The sequence below is a fragment of the Tenuifilum sp. genome (assembly GCF_037481895.1).
GTDB classification, from domain to species: Bacteria; Bacteroidota; Bacteroidia; order Bacteroidales; family Tenuifilaceae; genus Tenuifilum; species Tenuifilum osseticum.
This window is the reverse complement of record NZ_JBBFKU010000010.1, coordinates 55,450-72,766: the sequence shown is the minus strand read 5'-3', so window position 1 is coordinate 72,766 and position 17,317 is coordinate 55,450. Positions and strand designations below refer to the sequence as shown.

Genomic DNA, 17,317 nt, shown 5'->3' with positions numbered 1-17,317 from the left:
GAATACTGGCGTAAATATAGCATTTGTTAATATAGGTTAATACTGTGGGGCAAATTATTTTTGTTTCATTTTTAAGTAGATGTTAGTGAGAACCTTTTTGGTGTACAAGGGGAATTCACCATTCATCATCCATGAATAGTAGCTGGGTTCAGCCTTTAATACTTCCACAACAGCCTTACCTTTGTGCTTCCCAAAGTTAAATACCTCAACCCCTTTGTCATCGAGAATGATACGGCCAGCAAAATCGACATTGCGATTAAACGAACTGAACTCCGAAAGAAAATCGACATCGTTTTTTAACTCAGGATACCGTTCAACCTGAGCGCATAGGATTTCGAAGGTGGCGAGGGTATCGGCTTCGGCGCTGTGGGCATTCACCAAGTCCTTATCCAGGTAAAACTTGTATGCTGCAGCCAGGGTTCTCTTTTCCATTTTATGGAAAATGGTTTGAACATCGATAAACTTCCGTTTTTTCAAATCGATATCAACCCCAGCACGGAGGAACTCTTCGGCCAAAAGAGGTAAATCGAACTTGTTGGAGTTGAAACCAGCAAAATCGCAACCCTCAATATAGTTTGCCAACGATTTTGCTATCTCCTTAAAGGTTGGCGCATCTTTTACATCATCATCGGTTATTCCATGGACAGCAGTAGCCTCAGGTGGTATAGGCATTTCAGGATTTATGCGCCTAACCTTTGATTCCCGGTTTCCGTTAGGGAATACCTTTAGCACAGCAATTTCAACTATTCTATCCTTAACAACATCTATTCCGGTGGTTTCCAGGTCGAATACTACCAGCGGGTTCTTAATATTTAATCCCATTAATATTACCTTTATTAATAAAAAAACTTCCCCAAGCCAAGGCCGGGGAAGCTATTGAGTTTATTCCTAAGCACCAATCATCATTGGCATTAGAAGCATAAGGACATCTTCGTCGGGGTTTTCATTTTGGTGAGGGAAAATAAGCCCTGCACGCGAGGGATCGGACATGGAAAGTACCACCTCGGTTGAGGAAAGGTTTGCTAGAATCTCCACCAAAAAGGCTGATTTAAAGCCTATCTCCATTTCATCGCCTTGGTAATCGCAGTTTAAGCGCTCGTAAGCCGAAACGGAGAAATCAAGGTCTTGAGCTGAAACCTCGCACTGGTTCGATGTTAAGCCAAGCTTAATAAGGTTGCTGGCTGCGTTTGAATAGATTGAAACGCGACGAACCGAGTTGTAAAAATCAACCCTGTCAATAATCATACGGTTTGGGTTATCAACAGGAATTACGGCGCTATAGTTGGGGTATTCCCCTTCAACCAAACGGCAAACCAGGGTGTAACCGCTCATGGTAAAGCGGGCATTCTTACTATCAAACTCAACATTTACTGAGCCTGTTTCCTTTACAAGAATAGACTTTAGCAGGTTTGCTGGTTTTTTGGGAAGAATGAACGATGAAAACTCTTCAACCTGAACATCCTTACGGCGGTAGCGAACCAGCTTGTGTGAGTCGGAAGCAACAAAGGTCATCCCTTCGGTGGTTAGCTCAACAAATACACCGTTCATCACGGGGCGCATTTCGTCGTCGGCGGTGGCAAAAATGGTTTTGGTAATACCATTAAGCATAACGTCGGCAGCCACCTTTACACTAACTTTACTCTCTGGACTAAGCTCAGCAGGTTTTGGAAAATCATCGGCGGGTTGGCCAACAATGTTGAACTGGCCATTCTCCGAGTGAATAACAACCGCAAGGGAACCTGGGTCAATTTCGAAAGTAAGGGGTTGCTCCGAGAATTCCTTTAGGGTATCGATAAGAATTTTAAAGGGAATTGCAATTGAACCATCACCCATAACGTTATCGAGGGTAATTTTTGTTGTAAGTGTCGATTCAAGGTCAGATGCTGTGATTTCCAGCTCATTACCTTCCAACTTGAATAAGAAGTTGTCGAGAATTGGTAGGGTGTTCTTGCTGCTGATTACCCTGCTTACCACCGATAAGTGGCTCAGTAGCATGGTGCTTGATACAACAAATTTCATATCTCTGTAATTTAGTTAGTTCCTTTTACCTAAATTGATTATCCTTTAGCTGTCAAACAGTTAATTGTATATTTTAGTTTAAAAATTGAAAATCAATGCAATTCAAATCTCAAAAGGATTTCAATAATACAAAATTTTACTCTAATAACACACACTATTTTTCATAATTATTTACAAACACATCGATGGGGCATAGAACATAATGGAAGTGCAGATAGGAGCCAACCAAAAAACGGTTTTCCGATAGCTTTACCAGTAGACGATTTGGATTGTAACCGAGTTCTTGTCCCAGAATATTTGTAAATCCTTTACCGGTTATCCGGTAAAATGTGTATTCGTACGTTTTTCCGTTTAGCATTTTGAGCTGTAAGCTGGAAATTAAATTCTCAGGTATTGCAGAATTTGTTTCGGCCTTAGTAGGGTAATGCAACTTAAAATTATCGAGCGAGTAGTAAAGATTGCTAATGTTGGCAAGGTTGATGTTTGGCATTCTATTTCCAGCTGAGTTAGATAATGCTATTTGGTTTCCTCCCAGCTCAAGGGTGTATCCCTTTTCATTGTCAGGAAAAACAACCTTTATTTCTTCAATCGCCTCAACTGGCTCAGTAAACAGTTTGCCAGAAAGCCATTTATCGGGGTTAACCGAAAAGTATTCAACTAAATTATCAACAGCATTTGGCGATTCAATGTAGTAAGGGACTACCGAACCACTGTTCAGGGCAACAGGTTTATAGTTGAATTCAGCAATAGATGCAATTCTGTATTCCTTGCATAAGTGTTTACCTTTATAAATGAAAACCCCTATACCCTTCTCCTGAAACAGCTGGGTTAAATTGTCATCGGTTTTTAGCGTAGCGGGTGAAACAGCTGATATACTCTGCAAAATATCGATAAAATTACTTACAACAGCTGAGTCAGCAATAAAAAAATCATTTATAAACCAATTGCCATTTGATTTTGTCAACCTAAGAGTATCGGATTTCAAAACCAGCTCAATAGCAGTAATATGAGAACTATCATAGGAAAAGTCCGTTTGACGGTATTCCCTATACCAACTGGAAAAGTAGAATAGACCTATTCCAAAGGCTATTAGTAGTGAAAGAAAAAGAATCTTTTTACTTGACATCTGTAAAAGTATATTTCTTTCGTCTTACAAAATTCCAAATAATTCCAGCAACTAAAAGCATAAGCGATGGTAAAACCATGTTAATCAACTGCCAGTATAACCGCTCACTAACAACCCGTTTTCTGTCCAGCAGTCGAAGTTTTATATCTCTCGAACGCAAATAGAGCAGTCCATTATCGTCGCACAGGTATTTGACCATGTTCACCACCAACTCCTTGTTCCCGTAGGTTTGCTGGGTAAACCTGTCGTAACCCAACGGAATAACATAGGCACCATTTGGGCGACGCTGGACATCGTTTCGAATGATATCAGCATCGGCAACTACTATCATTTTGGTAAAACTACTCTTGTCAGCGAATTTGATAGTCCTATTTGGAAGTATTGCATTTATTGGGCGATTCCGAAAGTTGGACTTGAAAATCCCCTGCAATTCAAAGGCAACGGGAAGCATTGAATGCTGGAACTCGTAACGGGTAATACCCTTGCTTACCTGGTTTAGGTTGATTAAGGCGGGAATCTTCACAAGCTTAGTTTCCTTGGATGTAGATAAAAGTATCCGCTTTTTAACCTCGTCATTCATACCAACGGTATCAATTGGGCTAATAAATTTGGCCTGAATAAGGTTTAAGCCCTTAGTAATAGGGTTATCGGCTGGGGGTATGAGTAATGGATAGTAAAGCCAGGGTGCGGGAACAAAACGGGGCTCCTGCCCAACAAGGGCAGTATTTACGGGAATAACAGCACATTGAATGTCCTGAATCAGCAAGGGATTAAGTCGAACGCCATAGCGGAAAAGCATATCATCAAGGTTATGCTGATTCATAAAAGCCAGGGTAGATGCACCAGATGATAAGCTATCGATACTAACGTTAACGGGGTCAACGAACCATAGCACATGTCCACCCTGCATAATAAACTGGTCAATGATGAGCTTATCGGCCTCAGGCAATGGCCTGCCAGGCCCGGCAATAATAATAGTCTTGTAGGGTTTTAAGGCATCGGGGTCGCCATTTATTATCACTCTACTAACCTCGTAGTACTGATTCAGTTCACGCTCAATATCACCAGTTTCAAACTCATCGAGTTCGCCATGTCCCTGAATAAAAGCAATGCGCTGCCTGTTTTCTGTTGTTACACGGTCAATTGCATCAATCAAAGCATACTCAAAGTTTTGTATGGATAGGTTGATATTCTCATCGCCTGTAAGATTTGGGTTATTCCTTAAAAGATTAACCGCCAACTCCTTTCCCCTGTATGTAATTATACAACCCGGGAAAATGATGCGCTGAATCATTGCGCCCTCATTATCCTTTACATGAACGTTGGTTGGAACAAGTCCCTTGTCGGCCAACTGGCGAAACAATTGCTCCTGCTTTTTTGCCCCCGAAGCAGAGTATGGGTTGACAAATTCATACCGGATTTTTTTTCCGGCAATCTCTTGAAATTCGCTTAGGGTTTCTGCAAGGGCTTTTTTCATTCTAACAAAGGCAACCGGCAGTTCCCCATCGAGATACACTCTGATAACCACAATATCATCTAATCCCTGTAATACCTCTCGGCTAACGGGTTGTATGGTATACCTTTTATCTTCGGTAAGGTCGATTCGAAAGTAAAAAAACGACGATAGCACATTCACCACAAGTAGCATGAGCAGTAAAGCAGCGAATGTCTTGATATTTTTAATTTTTATATTTCCACTAACACTCATAACACTCCATTTTTGGGTTTTACCACCTGCGCGATTGAAGTTTTAAACGGGTAAGAGCTAAAACAACTGACGATATGGATAAAAAGTAAACCACATCGCGCGAATCAATAACACCCCGGCTAACCGAACTGTAGTGCTCACTTATGCTAAGAGTCAGCAATGCCGACCGCGCCCACTCCATGGATTGAAGTTCGGCTACCCAGGCTAATCCATCGTAAAAAACGAAGCATAATGCAACAGCCGAAAGAAATGCAACAATCATATTATCGGTTAAACTCGAGGCAAGAAGCCCAAGAGCTGCATAGGCTGATGCTAAGAAAAATAGTCCGATGTATGAGCCCCAGGTTGCAGCCCAATCCAGATTTCCGGAGGGATTCCCCAAATTTGAAACGCTATAAACAAAAATGAATGTGGGTACAATAACTATGGCAACAAGCACCAATGACGCAAAGAACTTCCCCAGTACCATTGCGGTGTCGGAAATGGGTCGAGTAAGAATTAGCTCAATGGTACCTGTTTTCTTTTCATCGGCAAACATACGCATAGTTGCCGCAGGCACAAGAAAAAGGAAAAGCCATGGTGCAATGTAGAACAACGACTCTAATGTTGCATACCCTGAATCGAGTATGTTTGTGTAACCGGGCAGCACCCAAAGAAACAAACCAGTTAAAACAAGAAAAATAATTGCAATAACGTATCCGGTTAACGATGAAAAAAAGTTCTGCAGCTCTCTAATAAAAATTGCCTTCATAGATGCTTGTGTTTTAGGATAAAATTACTGTAACACATCAAAAGGCTTAACCTCAAGGGTGTCGGGTTTTAAGGAATCAAGGTTAACCTTGGAAATATCAATAATATGGACATCCTTAAAGTAAAACTGGATTATCTTATCGTATGGGAAACCGCGTTGGGCCATAGCCAATGCGCCATCCTGGCACATTCCCACACCATGACCGTATCCTTTACCCGAAAGACGAACCTCTGATTTTCCTGCTGAAACCGTAAACCAGGCAGAACGCAACTTAAAATACTTCCGAACGGCAGTTGTAGCGATATTTACACCTAAAACAGTATAGTATTTAGGCCTCTCCTTGGGGTAAAAGTTAAGGTTATCGCGTGTTACCTTAGCGGTGTCAACCCCTTGCTGAGCAAGAAATTTTTTCCATTCGGTAAGAGGTATTGTTCTTTCCCAGCGAGCGTTAGGTGCCGATGTGCAATACCTATCGTTTACACTCCTTAGGTAGGGCAATGCCTGAATCCAAACATCCTCGGAGTTTGCTGTTTGTCCACCACAGTTTGCGTGAAATGCAGCGCTAATTGGCTTTAAAGAGGAATCAACAACAATTAAACCCTTTACATCAAGAACTGCATCGTAAATTTCTTGAAAAGCCTCAGGCCTTCCCTTGTATGCCTGACAGTGCTCCTGATCGCAAAGGTTAAAACCCTCCGACTGGTGTTTATCGATATGGGTAACAGTAAAAGTTCGGGCAAGTAAGGCTTGCGCCTTATACAATTCGGGTTCCTTATTCGGACCGGTTTCAGCAAGAACAACAGCTGCAATATACTTTTCGCGATCAATTATGTTGACCGCCATAATACGATTAAACTCAACGTAAAAGGTAATATTATCGTCGTACAAGCGAGCCGGTTTTGCAGGAATTATTGGCTTAAGGCGAAAAACATCATCGCCGGTTTGGCCAATAAGCGAGACCCGCTTGTATGAACCAAAGCTTTGGTTCTCGTCGCGCACCAGAACAGAATCGCCTTGACGGCTAATGTACAGTATTTGTAATGGCTTAATTGTAATGATACTATCGCCAAGTACCATGCTGTACTCACCCTTAGTGGGTGTAACAAGTATTGTATTTAAATTAGTATCGTTAAAAACGCTTATGCTTAACTTTTGCGAGTTCGATAGGAATGGCAGAAAAAGCAGAAACGAAAACAGAACTACTCTCATAAGCAAGAATTTAAGATGATTTTATCAAATCCACAATCCTTTTACCCACCCGTTCCGATGCACCCATCTTACCAAGTTTCTCCTTGAGCTGGCCATAAAGTTCCAGCTGACGATCTCGTTCCGGATTGCCGGGTAAAAGTTTTTTGGCCTCGGTGTAAAGACTATCTGGTGTTAAATCGTACTGTTTCAACTCCCTAACAACCTCAAACCCCATGTTCAGGTTCACCAGTGAGATATACTTCACCTTAATAACCATCCAGGCAATTAGCATGGAAAAGAAGTTCCCCCTATAACAAACCACCTGCGGAACGTTCAGTAGCGCCGCCTCAAGCGTTGCTGTCCCGGAAGTTACAAAGGCAAGTGTTGAGCATGAGAGCAACTGGTAGGTTTGACCAAACACCACACTTACACCAGTATCACTAATATAAGGCTGGTAAACACTATAATCCAACGATGGTGCTCCGGCTATTACAAATTGATACTCGGGAAATCTTTTGGTAACATTCAACATTACAGGCAAATTGTAGCGTATTTCCTGCTTCCGGCTACCTGCAACAAGTGCTATTATTGGTTTTTGAGGTAATCCATTTTTATCACAAAAATCACTTAAAGGGATTGGATCAGTAAGTTTGTTAGCAATGGCATCAATTGAAGGATTGCCCACGTAAACCGGGTCAATGCCTTTACCCCTGAAATAATCAATCTCGAAAGGGAAAATTACAAAAAGTTTATCGACAAAGCTTTTCAGCTTCTCAACACGCGACTCTTTCCATGCCCAAACCTTTGGTGCGATGTAGTAAAACACTCTAAACCCCGATTGCTTTGCAAATTTGGCAATACGAAGGTTAAAACCGGGATAATCGACCAGAATCACTACATCGGGCTTATACTCAACTATACTTTGCTTACAGAGCGTCATGTTAGCCTTTATGGTTCGTAGGTTAAGTAAAACCTCCAAAAAACCCATAAAGGCCATATCGCGGTAATGCTTTAAAAGGGTACCACCCTGCTCTGCCATTAAATCACCACCAAAGAAACAGAAATCGGCATCAGGATCATTATTTTTAATACCCTTCATCAGATTTGATGCGTGTAAATCGCCCGATGCTTCGCCTGCAACTATAAAGTATTTCATTTTATCTACATAAAACGCATGAAAACAATTATTAAAGCAAGAATTATGGTGCTACCCAGTACACCCTGAGCGGCCTTTAGCCTATCGGTCCAAATAAATACAAAAAACAGGCCAAGGTTGGGTAAAACGGCAAGCGATAATGCTCTGGACAAATCGCCTCGTACGTTTAAATATCTAATAAAATCGACAAACTTAAAATCGCTGGCAAGCGATAAATACATAACTACCAGTGTGATGACAGGCAGCAAAGCTCCAAGCAGGTATCCATGCCACTGTTTACTTATTTTTTTCTGCATGCGAAATTACAATTTGGTCAAACCGCCACGATTTTATACGATCGAGTTCTTTGTAATCGGTCAAATCAACATGAACCGGTACAATTGTGATATACCCCTCGTTTAGCCAGTACTCATCGGTATCGGTTGCGTTGGGTTCCTCATTCAGGAAGTATCCGGTTAACCAGTAGTAATCAACACCTCTGGGATCGGTTCGCTTTTCAAACTCCTCGCGCCAGGTGCCTTTATTTTGGCGTGTAACCTTTACCCCTTTTACTGATTTTAAAGGCAGAACAGGAACATTCACATTGAGACATGAGCCTGGAGTTAACCCATTTTCAAGTACGTTTTTAACTATAAACCTTCCATACTCAATAGCAGCAGTAAAATCGGGGTTTTCGTCGTAATCAAGAATAGAAAAACCAATGGAAGGTACACCGTACAAGCATCCCTCAATGGCTGCAGCCATGGTGCCACTGTATATTATGCTAATGGATGAGTTTGAGCCATGGTTAATACCCGATACTACCAGGTCGGGTAACTTACTTGTAAACAGCTGGTTCATGGCAAGCTTCACGCAATCCACCGGGGTGCCGTTAACGGAGTAGAAGTCAACGTCGTCGGTACGTTTGTGTTTTTTCAACCTCAAGGGAGTTTTAATGGTTATAGCATGCGACATGCCGGAATGCCCCTCCTCCGGAGCAACAACCACAACATTCCCAAAGGGTTTTACCATTTCAACAAGTGCTTCAATACCGGCAGCCCTGAATCCATCATCGTTGGTTACAAGTATTGTTGGTCTTTTCAACTCACCGTTTCCCTCAAACATCCTTTTCTGATTTGTGTTAATTGGCAAAGATATAATTTTTTAGACAGTAAAACTCCCCTGCCGGCAGGGTTGTTTTGAGTTTTGCAAATATTAACGTCAAACAATAATTCTTTGTTGTTTACCTCATTCGTGCATCAAAGCAATAAAAAAGTTCGGCCGATTTTTCCTGTGGCCGAACTCCATAAAGTATTAAGTCAAAGCACTAAAAATCCATTCTTCGAGTAATTACTCCGGGTATTTTAACCAGTTCGTCGTGTAATTTTGCTTGGTCATCGGCGGGGCCAGTAAGCTCAAGTAGTATTAATCCCGAGGAACTGCAGTAGTCGTCAGAAACCTCGTGTAAACCCAAACGGGTTTTAATTGAGCACCCGTAACGGGTTAAAATCCTTTGAACCTCGCCGGCCTCCTTAATTCTATCGGTAATTTTAATACCTAAAATTGTGTGGTTGTTTTCCATAGCTAACAGGGTTTTGGTTTCCATAAATTTAGGTTAAAAATTGAAACATTTCAAGTGAGATTTGGTTAAATTTATGTGATTTAGGTGCAATTTTTGTGGTAAAAAACTTACCTTGCAAGCTCACTGTTTAAAACTAAAAAGTTTAAATAAAATGAATAGAAGTTATTCTATTTCAATCCTTTTGGCACTTACGTTCATTGGTCAAATTGCTTATGGCCAATACTTTGGCAGAAATAAACCCATCTACAAGAATTTTAAGTTTTCCGTTTACCAAACCCCAAATTTTGAGGTTTACCATTACCTGAAAAACGATAGTTTACTTAATGTCATATCGCTTTCAGCTGAAAAGTGGTACGACAGGCATTACCAGGTTTTCAGGGATTCCATTAAAACAAAAAACCCAATACTGCTCTATAACGATCATGCCGATTTCCAGCAAACCACGGCAATATCGGGGAGCGTTGGAGTGGGAACTGGTGGTGTAACAGAGGCCCTGAAAAACCGTGTAATCTTCCCAATAACGGAAACGTGGCAGCAAACCGATCGCGTTCTTGGGCATGAGCTTGTGCATGCTTTTCAGTATAACTCTTTGATTAATGGCGATTCCACTTCGCTCAACTCAGTTCGGAACCTTCCTCTCTGGATGGTAGAGGGCATGTCCGAGTACCTATCGCTGGGCACATACGACTACCAAACGGCAATGTGGATGCGCGATGCTGTAATTAACGATAGGTTTCCCACCCTTGAGGATATGACCTACTACCCCAACAAGTACTTCCCATACCGATGGGGACACGCATTCTGGTCGTTTATTGGGCGAACATTCGGTGATAGTTTAATAAATCCAATATTTAAGGAAACCGCAAAGCGGGGTTACAACTTTGCACTCATACGCTACCTTGGGTTGAACGAGCAATCGTTCTCAACTCTCTGGAAATCGGTTTACTATGACTATTTTAAGCGTACCATGCCCGATACGGTTGAAGATCCTAACGGAACCCGAATTCTGTTTGAACGAAATGCCGGTGAAATAAACATTTCACCATCGGTGAGCCCCGATGGGCGATACGTAGCCTTTTACTCCGAAAAGGACCTCTTTTCAATTGACCTCTACCTGGCTCATGCCATAAGCGGGAAAATAATAAGAAGGTTATCGAGCATAGTGCACGATAATGAGATTGATGCGCTTAACTTCATTGAGTCGGCCGGGACTTGGTCGCCCGACAGCCGAATGTTTGCCTTTGTTGGTTTTAGCAAGGGTAAAAGCAAATTGATAATTGTTGATGTTTTTGATGGTAAGCTCGTTCAGGAATTCACCATACCCGGTGTTCCATCGTTCAATTATCCCGCCTGGTCGCCCGATGGCAGTAGCATTGTGGTATCAGGACTTGTAAATGGGGTTAACGATTTATACCAGTACGATTTAAGGACAAAAAAGGTTGACCGCCTCACCAGTGACCCCTGGTGCAATATACATCCTGCTTGGTCAAGCGATGGCAAAACCATTGTTTTTTCAACCGATAAACCCTCACAAACATCAGCTAACGGAGAAACAGGGTATAACCTTGCCACATTAGATGTTGAGACCAAAACAATTAATGTTTTCGACATTCTCCCCGGTGCCGATAATGTAAACCCAATGTTTTCAGCCAACAACAAGGAAATTTACTTCCTTTCAAACTGCGATGGTTATCGTAACCTTTTCAGGTTTAACATTGAAAGCGGCGAGGTTTACAGGATGACAAGAATTTTAACCGGTATTTCGGGAATGACACCACTTGCACCAGCCATGAGCGTAGCCCGTGAGAACGATGAGGTGGTTTACTCCCATTTCTTCAAAAGCAAGTACTCTATTTATACTGCCGATAGCTCCGATTTTAAGCCAGTTAGAATAAATCCATATCATGTTGATTTTAGCGCTTCCATTCTTCCTCCCGTTAATAGGGCTACTGAAGGTTTAGTTGATAAAAACCTTTCGGACAGGAATCTTCCAATAAATTTGGTGGACTCTTTTAGAATGATTCCATTCAAACCCAAATTCAAGCTCGATTACATATCGAATATCGGCATGGGTATAAGCACATCGCCTTATGGAACAGGAATGGCAGGCGGGGTAGAGATGCTTTTCAGCGATATCACCGGAAAGAACATGGTGTATACCGGATTATCGCTTAATGGGGAGATATACGATTTTGGCGGCCAAGTGGCATTCCTCCAGCAAAAAAAGTATATCACTTGGGGTGTAACAGCCTCCCATATCCCTTACTCTTTCGGACAATACGGGTACGATACTCTCCACAGGCAAATAAATGGTGAGCCTGTAATAGTTGAAGATTTTCAGCTCATTCAGATACGAATGTTTGAAACCGCTACGGGACTACTTTCATATTTTCCCTTGTCATCCACTCAGCGATTTGAGCTAAGTGGGTCAATAGCCCGCTACTATTACAGAGCCGATATCTACTCAAACTACTACATTGATGGCTACTACTACGGTTCCGAACGCAAGAAAGGGGAAGTACCACCGGGCTTTTGGTTACAACAATCGAGTTTAGCATATGTATACGATAACTCCGACTTTGGGATAGCCTCGCCCATGCGTGGTCACAGGATGCGGTTCCAGATTTCAAGAACCCTTGGGGAATACAACTACTGGGGTGCCTTAGCCGACATGCGTAAATATATATTCCGTAAACCGCTTAGCTTTGCTTTCCGCGCCCTATACTACGGCCGATATGGCACTTCCATAAGCGATAACATACTATACCCGCTATACATTGGCTACCCGTGGTATGTTAGGGGATACGATAGCAATTCATTTATTAACTATGGTCAATCGGGCAATGTAACCATTGACCAGCTAACCGGTAACCATATAGCGGTTGCAAACTTTGAAATACGAGTTCCCTTTACAGGCCCTGAGCGCCTGACCTTAATCAAATCGGGTACATTGTTTACGGAACTAGCATTCTTTACCGATGCAGGTATAGCATGGACAAAAGAATACCCGCCAAGTTTAAAATGGAAACCCACCTCCATAAACGACCGAACACCCTTTGTAAGTTCAGGGATTAGCCTTAGGATAAATCTGTTCGGAATGCTTATTCTGGAACCTTACTATGCAATACCCTACCAGCTAGGCGGATTCAAGGCGGCAAACTGGGGTATCAACTTTATTCCCGGGTGGTAATGCTAAACCACCCGGTTTTTCCATCGCCCAGTTCTTAAGTAAATAATTGAGATTACTGTAACCATAATACCATATAGCACCTCCGAAGTCCAAACTAAGCTTAAGGATTTAGCTAATATTATTGCGATAAGGTAAGCCCAGCCTAAGTAAAATGTAAGTGTAAACACCTCAATGGCAAACGATACCTTAGTGCTACCGGTACCTGAAACACCATTGAAGCTGATAAAGGCCGAAGCCATTGTTAAAGCAGCTATTGCGATTACTCTAATAACAGGTAGGGTGGCATTAATTATGTGCTCATCGTTAGTGTATATCTTAATAATACTATCTCCCAGCAAAAGAATCAGAGCCGAAAGGACAAAAACTGAGGCTAAAGTAATGACCATTACTTTTACAACCAGCTTTACCACCTGATCCGACTTACCTTTCCCAATATGTTGACTTACAAATGAGTTGGTAGCCGAGGCAAATCCCCAAATTGGTATCATAAGGATAATGTAAATGCTTCGAACTATGTTGGAGACAGCAAGCGGGGTTTCACCCATTTTTTCAATTATAAGGAAGAAAACAAACCATACAAAAATTGATAGTGAAAATTGAAGCATCAAGGGCCAGGATATATCAAGTATTGACTTCAATAACTTTTTTGAAAACGATGAAAAGTTGAATAGCTTATACTTACTAACATTCATTCTGCTTATGTAAACAAGTAAGAATGTAGCCCCTGCAATTTCGGCAATAACCGATGCTAGGGCTGCCCCTCTAACACCCATTAGGGGTAGTCCAAAGTTACCGAATATCAATCCGTAATCGAGAACAATGTTTACAAATACTGTAATGAACGATGTAAGTGTAATCACCTTTGTACGAGTAATTCCAATTAGAAATGCGTTCAATGAGTATGTGAGAAAAGCAAAAGGTAGCCCAAATAGCCTATACCCAAAGAAAGAACTTGCAGAATTGCATACAAGATTTGACCTAACAGCAATACTAAAAAAAGCCGGATAAAGAGCATGTGCAAATAGCATTATAAGAATAGCAAAGGTGCCGAGAGTAAAAAGTAAATGCTCAACTACACGGCCAACAGCCTCATTTGCACCCTCGCCTACACGCCTTGCCACAATAATTTGGCCACCCATGGCCATTCCCCAGCCCAACATAAGCATAACATGGTAAAGCAGCCCCCCCAGAACACCTCCACCTAATGCAATCTCACCAACTCGTCCCAGAAAAGCCGTATCGGTTATGTTCAGAATATTTTGGGCAAAGCTTCCTAAAATTATGGGATATGCCACCCTCCAGATTTCCCTGTAGGAAATATTGAGTTTCATTGGAAAATATTTGTGTAAAAATACAAAAAGGCAGGAAACTCCTGCCTTTTATTGAACCCTTTGCACTATAAATTATCGTCGAAGTATCGTATAATTTTATCAATCAAATGCACCCTATCCTTACCCATTACATTATGGTCGTGTTGGGTATACATAAAGAAATCAACCTGTACACCATTTTTAATAAACTCATGAATTAAGGTGAGGCTATGTTGCGGAACTACCGTTTTATCCATATCGTCATGAATAATAAGAAGCTTGCCTTTCAGGTTTGTAACATAGTTCTTAAGGTCAGCTTTCTTGTATCCATCTGGATTCTCATCGGGAGTATCCATGTAACGCTCACCATACATCACCTCATAGAATTTCCAGTCAGTAACCGGACCACCAGCAACACCAACCTTAAAGTGGTCGGATGCTCTAAGCATCATGGTTATTGTCATAAAACCACCAAAACTCCACCCATGAACCCCTAACCGAGTTGAATCAACATAAGGAAGTGATTTTAAGTAATTAACTCCTACAAGTTGATCGCCAAGTTCAACCGAACCCAATTGCCTATGAATAGTTTGCTCAAATTGAGCGCCACGGTTCGAAGTGCCACGATTATCGAGTGTGAAAAGAATATAGCCCTTGTTAGCCATGTAGCACTCCCAAAGCCTTGCGCCTCCCATCCAGCTATTGGTTACCAGCTGCGAATGTGGCCCCCCATAAACGTATATTACAACTGGGTACTTTTGTGTAGAATCGAAATTTACTGGTTTTATAATTCTTCCATATAAAGTAGTTCCATCAGTTGCGGTAAGAGTGATTAGGTTTGGCAACGAAACATTATAGCCAGTGTATGGGTTTGGCGCATCAATTAACTGTTTTACCAGTTTACCCTTAGTAGTGTGCATTGCAACCCGATTGGGAACTGTTATTGAGCTATAAAAATCAACAAAATACTTATAACTTGGACTAATCATGCAGCGGTGAGTCCCTGAGCCCGTTGTCAACTTTGTAATAGAGCCATTTTTAGTTGAAACAGAGTATAAGTGCCTATCCAATGGGCTCTCCTTGGTTGACGTAAAGTAAATCAAGCCATTCTTAAAGTCCGTGGCATCTATACTTGTAACCTCCCATTCCCCTCTGGTGAGCTGTTTAACAAACTTACCATCAGCCAAATACAGGTAAATATGATTCCATCCATCGCGACGGCTAAGCCACAAAAATGAGTTACTGTCAATGAACAAAGGCGGTTCAAGTGGTTCAACATACTTACTACTGCTCTCCTCAAACAGGGTTAACTCAAAATCGCCAGTGCTTACGTTGTAACGATTCATGCACATGTGGTTTTGTTCCCTATTCAGAACAGCAATCAGTATGGAACGCTCATCCGGAGTCCAAGCAATATTGGTCAAGTACTGCTCACGGGGTTCACCGGTTTTTAGTTCAACCGTTGAACCGTTTTGAGTATCATAAACCCTAACGGTTACCACATGGCTTTGCATGCCAGCCATAGGATACCGAATGTTCACCAACTCGCCAACACGCTTTGAGATATCAACCAATGGATATTTGGTAACCATACTCTCATCCATGTGGTAATATGCCAGATATCGTCCAGAAGGCGACCAAAACGTACCCTTGTTAATTCCAAACTCATTTCGGTGAACACTCTGCCCGTTAACAATTCCATCAGTAGTATCGTTTGTTACTGTAATAACCTCACCCAGAGCGTTTGCAAGGAAAAGGTTGTTACCAATGGTATATGACATCCACCTGCCATCAGGGCTAAACTCGTGGTTTTCAGAATTATCGGCCACAAGAAACTTTGACGCAATGCTTTTGGTTACAGGGTTATACAACACAAAGTAGTTACCTGCCATGAAGCGGAGCTGCTTGCCATCGCCCCACGCCGATGGTACCCTTTTTAGAGGCTGGAGGCTATTGGCCATAAGAGCCTCATTTACTTCCGATAAGGTAACAGCTCGGTTTTTCTTTGAATCAGTAACATTGACAATGATTAAGCTGTCGTTGCTAACAAAGGAATACTCATCGGTTCCAGGCAACCAGCTAAAACCGGGTAGGGTTTTAGGGCGAAACTCCGTACCCTGGCGCAAAACAGCCTGCTCCAGAGTAAGTTCCTTTTGCCCAAAAACTGTAAATACCAGTGTAATAATCAAAAAGGTTGAAAAAAATCTTTTCATATCTAAAATTTTTAGGGATTGCACTATTGAAATTTAAGCTAAAATAGTTAACTTTATTGTTTAAATTGATACTAAAAAGTTTGTATGGTTTAAAATGTAAAGCAGAAACCTACATATTTCAACATTTGTGGTATTTTTGCTTAGTAAACATTTCGTTAAAAAGCTATTTTTCTTTTATGATTGAAACACTGACAATGAGCTTACGATTACCCAAATCAAAATTAGCCCTAGTACTTATAAGCGCTTTTTTAGCATCCTGTAAACCCTCACCCAAACAGGATAACGAAACAACCCAACCCACAGCCGATACGCTATCGACACTGGTTAAGGTTGAAAATGCCATTTTCCCAATTCCTTCGCCCTGGCAGGTGGTTAACCTGATTCAAAAGAACAACATCCCATTCAATGAATCATGCATTAATAGTACAAAAAATTATCAGCGCTACACTACCTCTTTTAAGCAAGCGGTAAACCTTGGTATTTATGGTACCGACTTAAGCTACCTAAACATATACGATAAAACTCAGGAGTCGCTCCAATACCTAGGTGTAATAAAAAAGCTAAGTGAGCAGCTAAGAATCACTGAATCGTTCGACGAAAAGATATTTGAAAGGATTGAGAACAATATCGAAAATAAAGACTCACTGATAAAAATAATATCGGATACCTACGCAAGTTCTGATTTGTACCTGAAAAAGAATGAACGTTACGATATAAGTGCATTGGTTGTAGCTGGTTGTTGGGTGGAAAGCCTGTTCATTATGACAAAAATTGCCCAGGAGCACAATGATAGAGAGATTATTAACCGTATTGGAGAACAAAAACACCCACTCGATAACCTGGTTGAGCTGTTAACGCCGTTCTACTATAAATCAACCGAATTTGCCAATTTGCTCGACAGCCTTATTGACCTTGCCTATGAGTTTGATGGGATAATCTACTCCTACACATACCGCGAACCAATTGTTGACGAGGCAAATAGGGTTATAACCATTAGAAGCCAATCGCGGGTGGTAATGTCAGAATATCACCTTAAAATTATCAGCAAAAAGATTGAGCAAATACGCTCTTCGCTAACCGAATAAATATTCCAAT

14 protein-coding genes are annotated in these 17,317 nt (G+C 41.4%); 2 read left to right on the top strand and 12 right to left on the bottom strand.

Annotated features, from left to right (window positions below):
* Nucleotides 1-54: 54 nt before the first annotated feature.
* From WHS63_RS04665 to WHS63_RS04620, 10 genes are all read right to left on the bottom strand, one after another.
* Complete coding sequence (locus WHS63_RS04665) at nt 55-822, bottom strand: exonuclease domain-containing protein (protein WP_445204102.1); 768 nt, start codon at nt 820-822, stop codon at nt 55-57.
* A 66-nt stretch (nt 823-888) separates the two neighbouring features.
* Nucleotides 889-2,019 (bottom strand): DNA polymerase III subunit beta, encoded by a 1,131-nt coding sequence (gene dnaN / locus WHS63_RS04660; RefSeq protein WP_445204101.1) that lies wholly within the window; start codon nt 2,017-2,019, stop codon nt 889-891.
* A gap of 154 nt (nt 2,020-2,173) precedes the next feature.
* Nucleotides 2,174-3,145, bottom strand: a complete 972-nt coding sequence (locus tag WHS63_RS04655; protein WP_445204100.1) for a hypothetical protein — start codon at nt 3,143-3,145, stop codon at nt 2,174-2,176.
* Nucleotides 3,135-4,853: a gliding motility-associated ABC transporter substrate-binding protein GldG gene (gene gldG / locus WHS63_RS04650; RefSeq protein WP_445204099.1), complete on the bottom strand. Its 1,719-nt coding sequence runs from the start codon at nt 4,851-4,853 to the stop codon at nt 3,135-3,137. Before gldG ends, WHS63_RS04655 begins: the two co-directional genes overlap by 11 nt.
* A 19-nt stretch (nt 4,854-4,872) precedes the next feature.
* Complete coding sequence (gene gldF / locus WHS63_RS04645) at nt 4,873-5,604, bottom strand: gliding motility-associated ABC transporter permease subunit GldF (protein WP_445204098.1); 732 nt, start codon at nt 5,602-5,604, stop codon at nt 4,873-4,875.
* Nucleotides 5,605-5,628: 24 nt separating this feature from the next.
* Nucleotides 5,629-6,813, bottom strand: a complete 1,185-nt coding sequence (locus WHS63_RS04640; RefSeq protein ID WP_445204097.1) for a SpoIID/LytB domain-containing protein — start codon at nt 6,811-6,813, stop codon at nt 5,629-5,631.
* 10 nt (nt 6,814-6,823) lie between these two features.
* Nucleotides 6,824-7,948: a lipid-A-disaccharide synthase gene (gene lpxB, locus WHS63_RS04635; protein WP_445204096.1), complete on the bottom strand. Its 1,125-nt coding sequence runs from the start codon at nt 7,946-7,948 to the stop codon at nt 6,824-6,826.
* A gap of 5 nt (nt 7,949-7,953) precedes the next feature.
* The gene (locus WHS63_RS04630; protein WP_445198488.1) at nt 7,954-8,244 is read right to left on the bottom strand and encodes a hypothetical protein; all 291 of its coding nucleotides are present in this window, start codon (nt 8,242-8,244) and stop codon (nt 7,954-7,956) included.
* Entirely contained in the window at nt 8,225-9,052 is an 828-nt protein-coding gene (gene surE, locus WHS63_RS04625; RefSeq protein WP_445204095.1) for a 5'/3'-nucleotidase SurE, read from the bottom strand. Before surE ends, WHS63_RS04630 begins: the two co-directional genes overlap by 20 nt.
* Before the next feature lie 202 nt (nt 9,053-9,254).
* Nucleotides 9,255-9,509, bottom strand: coding sequence for a hypothetical protein (locus WHS63_RS04620; RefSeq protein ID WP_445204094.1), 255 nt, complete (start codon nt 9,507-9,509; stop codon nt 9,255-9,257).
* Between the two features lie 151 nt (nt 9,510-9,660).
* On the opposite strand from WHS63_RS04620, the gene WHS63_RS04615 reads away from it, so the two are divergent.
* Nucleotides 9,661-12,699 (top strand): eIF2A-related protein, encoded by a 3,039-nt coding sequence (locus WHS63_RS04615; RefSeq protein ID WP_445204093.1) that lies wholly within the window; start codon nt 9,661-9,663, stop codon nt 12,697-12,699.
* Between the two features lie 2 nt (nt 12,700-12,701).
* Here WHS63_RS04615 and WHS63_RS04610 read toward each other — a convergent pair whose 3' ends face one another.
* Nucleotides 12,702-14,030 (bottom strand): MATE family efflux transporter, encoded by a 1,329-nt coding sequence (locus tag WHS63_RS04610; RefSeq protein WP_445204092.1) that lies wholly within the window; start codon nt 14,028-14,030, stop codon nt 12,702-12,704.
* Nucleotides 14,031-14,095: 65 nt separating this feature from the next.
* Nucleotides 14,096-16,222 carry a DPP IV N-terminal domain-containing protein gene (locus tag WHS63_RS04605; protein WP_445204091.1) on the bottom strand — a complete coding sequence of 709 codons (2,127 nt, stop codon included), beginning with the start codon at nt 16,220-16,222 and terminating at the stop codon, nt 14,096-14,098.
* Between the two features lie 176 nt (nt 16,223-16,398).
* On the opposite strand from WHS63_RS04605, the gene WHS63_RS04600 reads away from it, so the two are divergent.
* Nucleotides 16,399-17,307, top strand: a complete 909-nt coding sequence (locus WHS63_RS04600; protein ID WP_445204090.1) for a hypothetical protein — start codon at nt 16,399-16,401, stop codon at nt 17,305-17,307.
* Nucleotides 17,308-17,317 lie beyond the last annotated feature (10 nt).

Coding starts and splice junctions, on each gene's coding strand:
- WHS63_RS04610 (WP_445204092.1), bottom strand. CDS start 14,030: ATGAAACTCAATATTTCCTACAGGGAAATCTGGAGGGTGGCATATCCC.
- WHS63_RS04605 (WP_445204091.1), bottom strand. CDS start 16,222: ATGAAAAGATTTTTTTCAACCTTTTTGATTATTACACTGGTATTTACA.
- dnaN (WP_445204101.1), bottom strand. CDS start 2,019: ATGAAATTTGTTGTATCAAGCACCATGCTACTGAGCCACTTATCGGTG.
- WHS63_RS04630 (WP_445198488.1), bottom strand. CDS start 8,244: ATGCAGAAAAAAATAAGTAAACAGTGGCATGGATACCTGCTTGGAGCT.
- WHS63_RS04655 (WP_445204100.1), bottom strand. CDS start 3,145: ATGTCAAGTAAAAAGATTCTTTTTCTTTCACTACTAATAGCCTTTGGA.
- gldG (WP_445204099.1), bottom strand. CDS start 4,853: ATGAGTGTTAGTGGAAATATAAAAATTAAAAATATCAAGACATTCGCT.
- WHS63_RS04620 (WP_445204094.1), bottom strand. CDS start 9,509: ATGGAAAACAACCACACAATTTTAGGTATTAAAATTACCGATAGAATT.
- gldF (WP_445204098.1), bottom strand. CDS start 5,604: ATGAAGGCAATTTTTATTAGAGAGCTGCAGAACTTTTTTTCATCGTTA.
- surE (WP_445204095.1), bottom strand. CDS start 9,052: ATGTTTGAGGGAAACGGTGAGTTGAAAAGACCAACAATACTTGTAACC.
- WHS63_RS04640 (WP_445204097.1), bottom strand. CDS start 6,813: ATGAGAGTAGTTCTGTTTTCGTTTCTGCTTTTTCTGCCATTCCTATCG.
- WHS63_RS04665 (WP_445204102.1), bottom strand. CDS start 822: ATGGGATTAAATATTAAGAACCCGCTGGTAGTATTCGACCTGGAAACC.
- WHS63_RS04600 (WP_445204090.1), top strand. CDS start 16,399: ATGATTGAAACACTGACAATGAGCTTACGATTACCCAAATCAAAATTA.
- lpxB (WP_445204096.1), bottom strand. CDS start 7,948: ATGAAATACTTTATAGTTGCAGGCGAAGCATCGGGCGATTTACACGCA.
- WHS63_RS04615 (WP_445204093.1), top strand. CDS start 9,661: ATGAATAGAAGTTATTCTATTTCAATCCTTTTGGCACTTACGTTCATT.